Below are 9,310 nucleotides of genomic sequence, written 5' to 3'. Positions count from 1 at the left end.
CAGTGTCACGCCGACCGTGGCGGTCAGCGCGCCGGGCAGGTCGAACACGCGCCCGCGCGGGACGGCGGGGTCGGGGGCGATCAGCGGGAAGGACAGCCCGATCGCCAGCGCGGTGAGCGGGACGTTGACGAAGAAGACCGACTCCCAGTCCCACAGCTGGGTGAGCACGCCACCGAGCAGGGAGCCGAGCACCATGCCGCTTCCGCCCGCGGTTCCCCACACCGCCAGCGCCTTGTTGCGCTCGGCGCCTTCGGCGAAGGTGGTGGTGACCAGCGACAGGGTGGCGGGGAACAGCACCGCCCCGCCCATGCCCTGGACGGCGCGGGCGGCGATGAGCACCTCGGGTATCGAGGCCAGGCCGCCTACCAGCGATGACACGCCGTAAAGCGTCATGCCCAGGACGAACATGCGGCGGCGTCCGAGCAGGTCGGACATCCGGCCGCCGAGCAGCAGGAACCCGCCGAACGCGACGGCGTAGGCGCTGACGACCCATTGCAGGGTCTGCGCGGAGAAGCCCAGGCCGCTGCCGATCCGCGGCAGGGCCACGAACACGATGTTGAAGTCGACCGCGACGATGAGCTGGGCGAAGGCCAGCAGGCCCAGGACGAGCCCCAGGCGCCGGGATGACGACATAGTTGGCACCTTTCATGCCGTGAAGACCGGGTAAGTATTGCCAAGGTTGATAATCTCAACGTTAAGATAACAGCACACTCACTCTCTCAACGTCAAATCTGTGAACGTTGAGATTGCTACTCTTGAGAGGACTTGTGATGGACGATGCGATCGACACGCTGATGGCGCAGTGGCGCCGGGAGCGTCCTGACCTCGACTTCTGGCCGGTGGGCATCGTGGGCAGGATGAACCGGCTGGTGACCCTGCTGCAGAAGGAGTTCAGGGAGTTCTTCGCCCGGCACGGGCTGGAAAAGGGTGAGTGGGACGTCATGGCCCTGCTGCGCTGCTCCGGCCAGCCGTACGAGCTCACCGCCGGCGGCCTGCTGAAGGAGACGACGGTCACCTCCGGCGCGATCACCAACCGCATCGACCGGATGGAGGCCAAAGGCCTGGTCGAACGCATCCGCGACACCGCCGACCGCCGGTCGGTCATCGTCCGGCTGACCCGGCGGGGGGTGGAGGTATGCGACGAGGTGATCGCCCTGCACATGGCCAACGAGGCACGCATGCTCGCCGCGCTCGACGAGACAGACCGCGATCAGCTGGTGGGCCTCCTGCGCCGGGTGCTGGTCGGCATCGGCGACAGCCCTCGGTGTCCCTGTAGCTTAGGTCGAAAATTCAACGGATATGCCTCTGGCCTGTATCGATAGGCAGGGCCCAGGTCCTGGCCCGCCGACCCGATACCTCTGCATAAGCGCAGGTCGTGGACATATCCGTTGGTTCCTGCGCCATTACTACCGAGATCCCTATCACGGTCACCTCTCATTACGTCACCATATTGACCGGTGACGCAACCTTGCCAGACCACTGCGTCACCGGTCAATATGGTGAGGTGTTCGCCTTTCTGAGCGGTCGGCTCTGCCTGGACCTGACGACGACGCTTCAGGTGCGCCATCGCGACCGCCCGATCGAGACCCTGAACGTCCCCGACGACGTCCGTGGCTGGATCGAGCAGGCCGGGCTGGCCGGCGGGGTCCGCGTCGATGAAGCCGGTCTCGACCGGATACGGGAACTGCGCGAGGCGATCCATCGGCTCGGCCGGGCCGCTCTCAGCTCCGCCACGCCGGACCCCGCGGACGTCGCTCTGGTGAACGGCGCGGCGGCGCGCCCGTCGATGATCCCCTGCCTGATCGACGGGGCCGTACGGAGGCGCGGGGACCTGGATCAGGTGCTGTCGACGATCGCGCGCGATGCGATCGATCTGTTCGCCGGACCGTACGCGGCCCGGATCCGCGAGTGCGCCCATCCCGACTGCAGCCGGCTCTATCTGGACGCCTCTCACGCCGGGCGGCGTCGCTGGTGCGGAATGGCCGCCTGCGGGAACAGGTCCAAGTCCGCCGCATATCGCCAGAGGCGCCACGCCGGCACCGAATGATCAGGAGCGGCGGCTGCATAAGCGCAGGTCGTGAACATATCCGTTCGGCGGTACTCTCCGGACCAAACTCAACCGAGGGGGCCGGCGGCCGGGCCACGCGGCCGCGGGCCCGTCGAGCCCCAAGGAGCCCCGCTGTGATCACCCCCGACGACGTTCGCCGTTTCGCGCCCGCCCTTCCCGAGGTCGAGGAGGTCCCCCACTTCGGGCTACCGAGCTACAAGGTCAAGGCCTTCACCGGCATGGAGAAGGGGGACGCGACCGCGGTGTTCTCCGTCAGCCAGGAGGAGGCGGCGCCGGGTACTCCGTGAGGTACACCGGCGTGCCGATCCTGGTGGTGTCGGCCGGGTCGCCCACACCGTTGACGACGTGGTCGATCGTCCCGGCGCTGAGGTTCACCGTCATGACGTGGTGCAGCCTGACGCCGGGGTTCGCGGGAACCTCGAAGCCGTTCTCGGTGTGGATGGCCGGATTGTTCTGGTTGAAGACGTAAACCCCGCCGCCGTACAGGTTGTGGGTCTTCACGCGGTTGCCCACCTTGTAGCCGGCCCAGCCCTCGACGTCGCCGTTCATCCAGTCGGCCTGCGTCGGCGGGTCGTACGGCAGCTCGTTCTGGTACAGGATGGTCGTGCCGTCGTCGCCGTTCCAGACGGTGTTGTACTGCTGGAAGTGCTCCACGAACAGGCCCGTGGCCGTCACGTGGTCACCGTTGATGACGGCGCCGTTGCGGCCGAGGTTGGTCGTCCACCGTTGCGTGTCGGTGAGGCCCTCGACGCCGTGGTCGGCGCGCCACACCCAGGTGTGGTCGATGATCACGTCGTCGCTGTTGACCTCGAGTGCGGTGTCCGTCCTGCCGATGTGCGGGCCGCCGACCCGGAAGTACACATCGGACAGGGTGGTCGGGTCGTCCGCCCGGCCCCGGTGCTCGCCGTGTTCGCCGTGCTTCCTGCCGACCCGCAGCAGGACCGGCGATCTCACCGGGCCCGCGTCGACCGTGACACCGGCGATGACGACGCCGGGGACGTCGGCGACGTCGAGCGGGGTCGCGCCGTTGACGGCGGTGAGCGTGGCGTGCCCGAGACCGAGGACGACCGTGCCGGGACGCTTGACCTCGATGTTCCGCGCGATGTCGTACACACCGGGTGTGAGCAGCAGGTGCCTGCCGCGCGCGAGCTGCTGGTTGATGGTCTTCGCCGAGTCGGACGGCCTGGCGACGAAGAAGTCGGAGAGCGGCAGCGTGCGGCCTGGTGTCATGCCGGTGGCCCACGAGATGCCGCGCGTGTTCCTGCGGGCGGCGGGCACGCGGACGTTGTACCTGCCCCGCGCGTCGACGAACAGGTACGGCTTCTCGCGGCTCACCGGTGTGGTGGCGAGCGTCGTGTACGGCGGGTTCGGGAAGCCGGAGTCGTCCGGGGCGCCGACGACACCCGAGAAGACCTGGTTCCACACGCCGTTGGACCACCCGGCGACCTCGCTGTTGCGGGTCAGCCACTGCTGCTGGGATCCGTTGGTGACGGACGGCAGCCTGGAGTCGGCGATGAAGCCGCCGCTGGCGTACTGGGGGCCGGCGGTGCAGTAGTCCATCAGCGACAGGGTGCCGCCGCTGACGTTGAGCCGGCGCATGGACACGGCCTGGGAGACGGCCCAGAAGTCGGCCGACGCCCGGCAGCCGTCCTGGCCGGCGGCGTTGATGGTGATCGACAGGTTGGACAGGGTGCGCCAGAAGTTGACGAGCGCGAGGCAGTTGCCGGTGCCGCCGTTCTCCAGGCAGCGGTTGTAGACCTCGACCTTGCCGTTGATGACGACATCGGTGGGCGAGGCGCCGAGGCCGGCGATCTCGGTGTAGTAGCCGACCTTGATGTGGAGCGGGTGGTCCGTGGTGCCGTAGGTGCCGGGCCTGAACAGGAAGGCGCGACGCCTGGTGCCCATCTCGTCGTCGACCTGCGTGGTGTGCGCGGCGTCGAGTGCCGCCTCGATGTCGGCGACGGGCATGCTCGGGTCGAAGACGGTGACGTTCGGGCCGAAGTCGGGTGCGCTCGCGCCCGGCGAGGCGGCGGTGGCGGCCGTACCGGTCGTCATGACGGCGGTCGTGAGCACGAGGCCGAGCGCGAACGCCTGGCCGAGTCGCAGGCGGCCGGGGAGGCGCCTGTCGCCGGGGGGCCTGGGGGTCATGCGGTCCCTCCTTGCTGTGGGGCGCGAGGGATACGTGAACGGGTGAGAGAACGCTCTCTCGGTGGAGGGTTCAGCAAGGTCATCGGCATTCCAGTCGGGCGGGGGGTGGACGGCAGAACCTGCAGCCGGAGTTGAGAGAGCGCTCTCTTCTCGGCTGGTTCACGTTCGGCCGTCGGAGAATGGGTGTTGGAAGGTTTCTACCGCGTTATTCGATCCGGCGCCATGGTCGTCGTGACCCTTGATTTCAGGGACGAGCCGCGCGACCGCCGTCCGCAGCTCACGTCGGGCAGAGGGTCTGGACCCCCGGTTCCTTGGTGCTGAAGGACAGCCCCCACGCCGAATAGAGACGCTGGGGAACAGGGGGAGCGCAGACACGGGCGTCGTAGACGCCTCGGTATCGCCACGCCTCGGTGCCCTGGCGGCTCCACATGTGCAGATATTCCAGCGACGCGACGACGTAGTACGTGTCGGCCTCACGGTTCTCGCCGTAGATCACGCCGTAGTAGATCGTTCCCCTCGTGGCCACCTCGGTGGCGTCCGTGCCGGTGCGGGCCGCGGCGGCCAGCTGGTCACGGGTGTCCTGATCGAGGGTGAGCGGCCAGGCCGTCCCTGCGGCCTTTCGTTCTTCAGTGACTTCCTCCTCGTCCGCCGGCTGGGCCGAGGCCGTCTCGTCGTCGCGGCCGGCGACCGGGGAGGGTGTGCGGAGGGGGAGCGCCGGCACTCCGCCGGCGGCGGGTGCGGGCTCGGAAGGGGCGAGCGTCAGGGTGGCAGCAAGTGGTCAGCGGTGGGCAGCTTGCTGCCGTCCATTTCTCTGGTTCGAGGGCTTGCGGTGCCGCAAAGTTGATTGTGCAAGGACGAAATGAAAAGCCCTCCAGAAAAGAGACGGACAATGAACACCATCGCTCGTTCCGCCGGCACCACCTGGGACTCCTTCTCGCGCACCGCGGGCACCACCTGGGACGGTTACTCCCGCGCCGCCGGCACCACCTGGGACTGAGAAGACAAAGATACGTGAGAACCTCTCTGAAACGCTGTGGTTCGAATTCTGTTCCCCGTCAACGGTGAAGATGAAGCCCCGCCCACCGGCCTTTACGATAACCTTCTGAAATGGACGGTAAGCCCGTCCGGCCGATCGATGTGAACCCCCTCCCGATTCCGGTCAGGTGAATCGGTCGAGGACCCCGGCAGTCGCCTCCGGCGCCCGGCCCGTCCGTCCGGACCATCGCACGGCGCCCCTGCGGACCGCCTCCCCGTGAGAGCGCCCGTCCCCCACGACCTTCCAAGGAGCACCGGGTCTCCTCCTCATGTGTCCCCTCGCGGGCATCGTGGCCGCGCCTGCGAGCGCCCTGAACGGCGCCGTCGAGCGGGATGGCAGCAAGTGGTCAGCGGTGGGCAGCTTGCTGCCGTCCATTTCTCTGGTCCGGGGGCTCGCGGTGCCGCAAAGTTGATTGTGCAAGGACGAAATGAAAAGCCCTCCAGAAAAGAGACAGAAAATGAACACCACGGCTCGTTCCGCCGGCACCACCTGGGACTCCTTCTCGCGCACCGCGGGCACCACCTGGGACGGATACTCCCGCGCCGCCGGCACCACCTGGGACTGAAATAACTCTCCAATAATCCAGCTCCACCGGAAAGAATCCCGGCCGGCCGGCTCGAAGTGAATCACTCCCCGGCGGCGAAACGGAAGAACCCTCTCATCGGCGTCCGATCTCCCGAATACGCGGAGAACGGCGAAGCGGCTGACACTACAGAAATATCAGGACCGCGCCGAGGCGTTCACCATCCCTCGCTCACCACTTCGCGAAGCGCTCCAGCGTCGAGCATGTTCCGCGACCCCCAATACCGTCCCGCCGTACGACGGCGCCGACCTCACCGCACCCACTCCCCGCCGACCCGGCGCCGATGGGGGTGGTGCCAGGCGCAGCGGGGGAGGGAGGGCGGGCGGCGAAGGTAAGCGGCCGCCGCCACCGGTGCCGTACCGCCGCCACCGGTTCGGTCCGCAGCTCGGGCGGTGGATGGCCCTTGAGCACGTCGGTCCTGCCGCGCTCAAGGCGGCGATCATCCTCAACGTGTCGATGATGATGTCTCAGGTGGGGGCCGTCTACCTGAAGGGGCGCAGGGTGAATGAAGTCGCGCCGGCCACGGCCAGATGACGGTTTGCTGAATCTCGTAGACAGCTTGATCACGTAAGTGGCAGCCTGCCCCATGTGCGAATGAAGATCCTGACAGTGACTGTTTGTGGCGCAATGGTGGCATTGGCGGGTTCAGGCGTGGCCAACGCCGCGCAGCGTGCCGCCGGCCCCAACTTCCAGTTGCCTTTCCCCTGTGGGGAGACCTGGGTCGGCAGCAGTAAGAGCTTCGCCCACACCGGGAACGAGATCGACTTCAACGGCAGCGCGAACGACGGCAACGGCGACCTCGGTCGTACCGTCGTGGCGGCGGCCGCCGGCAAGGTGGAGATCTCCGCCTACCAGACGAACAACGGCTTCGGGAACCTGGTCAAGATCCGTCACGCGGACGGCAGCGCGACCCTGTACGCCCACCTCAACTCGCGTACGGTCGCCCAGGGCGCCAGCGTGGCGCAGGGCCAGAAGATCGGCACCGTGGGGCACAGCTCGGCCAAGTACAAGATCGTGGCACACCTGCACTACGAGCAGCGCTCGGCTGCCGGCGCGATCGTCCGCGCCACCTTCAACGGGGTTCCCTTCAGGTATCCGAACCAGACGGTGACCTCCAAGAACTGCGGCGGTGGGACCTCCAAGCCGCCGACCACCGGCGGCCCCGACCCGGCCAACCCCGCCAACCCCTACAGCGCGGGCCAGGTGTGCGGTGCGGGCTTCAAGGAGATCGACTCGCAGTTCCTCGGCCCGGTCGGCCGTGTCGTGCTGCTCTACTCGGCGTCCTCCGGGGAGAACTGTGTGGTCACGCTGCGCGACCGCACCAACGGCAAGGTCAGCGCCAGCGCGTACCTCGAGGTCAAGGGCCAGGCCAGGAAGACCGACTCCGGCAGCTTCCAGTACTACGCGGGACCGGTGCGCTCCAAGGCGGCCAAGACCTGCGTGAAGTGGGGCGGTTCCATCGGCTCGGCCGAGTACGACAGCCCCCTCGAGCACTGCGGCTGAGACCGGATCATTCGATCGCCGGCGAGGATCGAGTTTCGTGGGAATCGGGCGACGGTCCTCGCCGGCGGGTCATGTCAGCAGCAGGCCCCATGTAGTAGTCGCTGACAGCGGCCCTGCACGTCCAGTGCGCCGCGCCGTAGGCCTTCCACCCAGGAGCCTCCTCCGTTCACCCGGCTCCAGCAGCTTGAACTGCGTCTCCCGATCCAGCGTCAGCTCCGTAGCCCACACCATGTCTCGCTGTGAGCTGAGCTTTCCCCGGAGAGAGGCTGATCGAGACCATGGCCGGGCCGGCTGAGATCAGCGTGGTGGTGACGGCGGTGGCGGCCGAGGAAGCTCAGGTGACGTGACGTCGTATTGACCGGACAAAAGGCGCCTATGATCATTGGATGGGAAGAAGCCTGTTGGTCCTCGTGTTGCTTCTGGCGGGATGCACCACGTCTCCTCCCCTGAAAGAGACACCGCACCACCCGCAGGCAGCCACGCCGTACGGAACCAACGTCCCCCTGCCGGGCGGATTGCCGCAACACGACCTCCCACCCCTCAAGGCGAAGCCGGCACGGTGTGTCCAGCCGTCCTCAACGGCCGGCGACATCCGGCCGCTCTACCGGAGATCGGGGTGGGTCAAGGTGTCCACGCTACCTCGCGCCAACCTCGTCGACGATTTCGATGTCGCGCCCGACGGCGCGGTGTGGATGCAGACCCAATGGCTGGACGATGCCAGCGGCCGGCAGGAAACCCAGATTCGCCGCTGGTACGCCAACGAGTGGCAGGACTTCCCCCGACCCTCCATCGGCCCCCCCGGCGGTGTCAACTATGTGGGCGTGCTCGGTGCGGCCTCGGCTCGGCAGGTTTGGGCGTTCGGCAGCACCATTGAGAGGGTGGAGGGCGTCATCGAGATGGGCAATAGCCGCATGTTCCTCGGCACGCTGCAGGACGGCCGCTGGAGCGACGTCGTCTTCACCGCACCTGAGACCAGGGGGATCCAGGCAGAGGTCGGCATTCTCGCCCGCGGAACGTGGGCGTTCGCCGGCGATCCCGTCGCGCTGCACTGGGACGGCAGTGGTTGGAAGAGCCACAAGTTGCGCGGCACCTTGGGAGTCGTCGATGTGGGCGGGGAGGGTGACAACATCTGGGCGCTGCGAGGTGACCGAGATGCACCAGCCGACCAGCCGACGCTCATACGCTGGATGGGGCGAGGCTGGCAGCCGATCCTGCTGCCTGCCCTGGGTGGTCCCGCACTCGGCAGCACGCCTGAAGCCTTTCCCATCGACGTGGCGGCGAACGCGCCTGATGACGTCTGGGTGACGGGCTTCGTCGAGTGGGGCATGGACAACGAGGATGATGATTACGAGGACGGTCCGCTGCGTGCCCGACCTGTGGCGCTGCACTGGGACGGCGCCGCGTGGACCTGCTTGTGGGGGCCGATGAGCTGGGTCTTCGATGACGCAGAGCCCGATGGCAGGGGCGGCCTCTGGGTAGTGGCGTCGCAGGGGGGGGCGGCGGAGCTGTGGCACCTGTCGGGAGGACGCTGGACCCGGACGCGGCTGCCTGCGGGGAAGGGGCAACACGCGTTCGTCTCCAAGCTGGTCAAACGTGCGGGGACCTCGGAGGTGTACGCGGCAGGGTACATCGGCCGCAACGTCGACTACCAAGGGAGTATCGACCCCTCCCAACACGCAACCCTGTGGCGAATCCGCTAAGGGGCCTCCGCTCGGGTCCGGGTCACCAGTCGTGAAGTAGCTGTGAGTGACGTTGGCAGTACGGCAGAAGTGGACAATGGCCCTGATCTACGGGCCAGTAAGGTGCGGGATTCCCTTCCCGGGAGTCGGGAAACCTTCTTCGATCAAGGTTCTGACCTGCGCCGACTCGCTACTTCGGGGTTCATGCACGGACCAGAGTGGAGGCCCGGCACTGAGGTCCCTTGACAGCACCCTTCCCGATGAAAGGCTGAGGTTCTTCTCCCCGGTCAAGG

General features: G+C 67.3%; 9 protein-coding genes. 6 read left to right on the top strand and 3 right to left on the bottom strand.

Annotation, left to right across the window (positions count from 1 at the left end; genetic code table 11):
* Nucleotides 1-633, bottom strand: a 633-nt coding sequence (locus tag KIK05_RS28655) for an MFS transporter (protein WP_214413964.1), incomplete at its 3' end; no start/stop codon positions are given.
* Between the two features lie 137 nt (nucleotides 634-770).
* Between KIK05_RS28655 and KIK05_RS28650 the strand changes: the two genes are divergently transcribed.
* The 3 genes from KIK05_RS28650 (at nucleotide 771) to KIK05_RS28640 (ending at nucleotide 2,355) form a co-directional block, all read left to right on the top strand.
* Complete coding sequence (locus tag KIK05_RS28650) at nucleotides 771-1,322, top strand: MarR family winged helix-turn-helix transcriptional regulator (protein WP_214413963.1); 552 nt, start codon at nucleotides 771-773, stop codon at nucleotides 1,320-1,322.
* Between the two features lie 128 nt (nucleotides 1,323-1,450).
* Entirely contained in the window at nucleotides 1,451-2,047 is a 597-nt protein-coding gene (locus KIK05_RS28645) for a CGNR zinc finger domain-containing protein (protein ID WP_214413962.1), read from the top strand.
* A 134-nt stretch (nucleotides 2,048-2,181) separates the two neighbouring features.
* Complete coding sequence (locus tag KIK05_RS28640; protein ID WP_214413961.1) at nucleotides 2,182-2,355, top strand: MmcQ/YjbR family DNA-binding protein; 174 nt, start codon at nucleotides 2,182-2,184, stop codon at nucleotides 2,353-2,355.
* Here KIK05_RS28640 and KIK05_RS28635 read toward each other — a convergent pair.
* Together KIK05_RS28635 and KIK05_RS28630 are read right to left on the bottom strand one after the other, a co-directional pair.
* A complete protein-coding gene (locus KIK05_RS28635; RefSeq protein ID WP_214413960.1) occupies nucleotides 2,321-4,216 on the bottom strand; it encodes a pectate lyase-like domain-containing protein in 1,896 nt (631 codons plus the stop codon). The genes KIK05_RS28640 and KIK05_RS28635 overlap by 35 nt on opposite strands.
* Before the next feature lie 277 nt (nucleotides 4,217-4,493).
* Nucleotides 4,494-4,937 (bottom strand): hypothetical protein, encoded by a 444-nt coding sequence (locus KIK05_RS28630; RefSeq protein ID WP_214413959.1) that lies wholly within the window; start codon nucleotides 4,935-4,937, stop codon nucleotides 4,494-4,496.
* A 1,294-nt stretch (nucleotides 4,938-6,231) separates the two neighbouring features.
* Between KIK05_RS28630 and KIK05_RS28625 the strand changes: the two genes are divergently transcribed.
* The 3 genes from KIK05_RS28625 to KIK05_RS28615 all read left to right on the top strand — a co-directional run bounded on the left by KIK05_RS28625 (nucleotide 6,232) and on the right by KIK05_RS28615 (nucleotide 9,038).
* Nucleotides 6,232-6,369 (top strand): hypothetical protein, encoded by a 138-nt coding sequence (locus tag KIK05_RS28625; RefSeq protein ID WP_214413958.1) that lies wholly within the window; start codon nucleotides 6,232-6,234, stop codon nucleotides 6,367-6,369.
* Between the two features lie 117 nt (nucleotides 6,370-6,486).
* Entirely contained in the window at nucleotides 6,487-7,338 is an 852-nt protein-coding gene (locus KIK05_RS28620) for a M23 family metallopeptidase (RefSeq protein WP_308250160.1), read from the top strand.
* A 386-nt stretch (nucleotides 7,339-7,724) separates the two neighbouring features.
* A complete protein-coding gene (locus KIK05_RS28615) occupies nucleotides 7,725-9,038 on the top strand; it encodes a hypothetical protein (RefSeq protein ID WP_214413956.1) in 1,314 nt (437 codons plus the stop codon).
* Nucleotides 9,039-9,310: the final 272 nt, after the last annotated feature.

Origin of the sequence: Sphaerisporangium fuscum (assembly GCF_018531465.1) — a bacterium.
GTDB classification, from domain to species: Bacteria; Actinomycetota; Actinomycetes; order Streptosporangiales; family Streptosporangiaceae; genus Sphaerisporangium; species Sphaerisporangium fuscum.
The sequence above is the reverse complement of the archived record's forward strand: the minus strand, read 5'-3'. Positions and strand labels throughout refer to the sequence as shown.

Excerpts from the sequence above, each read along its gene's own strand:
- KIK05_RS28650 (WP_214413963.1), top strand. The coding sequence starts at position 771 with ATGGACGATGCGATCGACACGCTGATGGCGCAGTGGCGCCGGGAGCGT.
- KIK05_RS28635 (WP_214413960.1), bottom strand. The coding sequence starts at position 4,216 with ATGACCCCCAGGCCCCCCGGCGACAGGCGCCTCCCCGGCCGCCTGCGA.
- KIK05_RS28625 (WP_214413958.1), top strand. The coding sequence starts at position 6,232 with ATGGCCCTTGAGCACGTCGGTCCTGCCGCGCTCAAGGCGGCGATCATC.
- KIK05_RS28615 (WP_214413956.1), top strand. The coding sequence starts at position 7,725 with ATGGGAAGAAGCCTGTTGGTCCTCGTGTTGCTTCTGGCGGGATGCACC.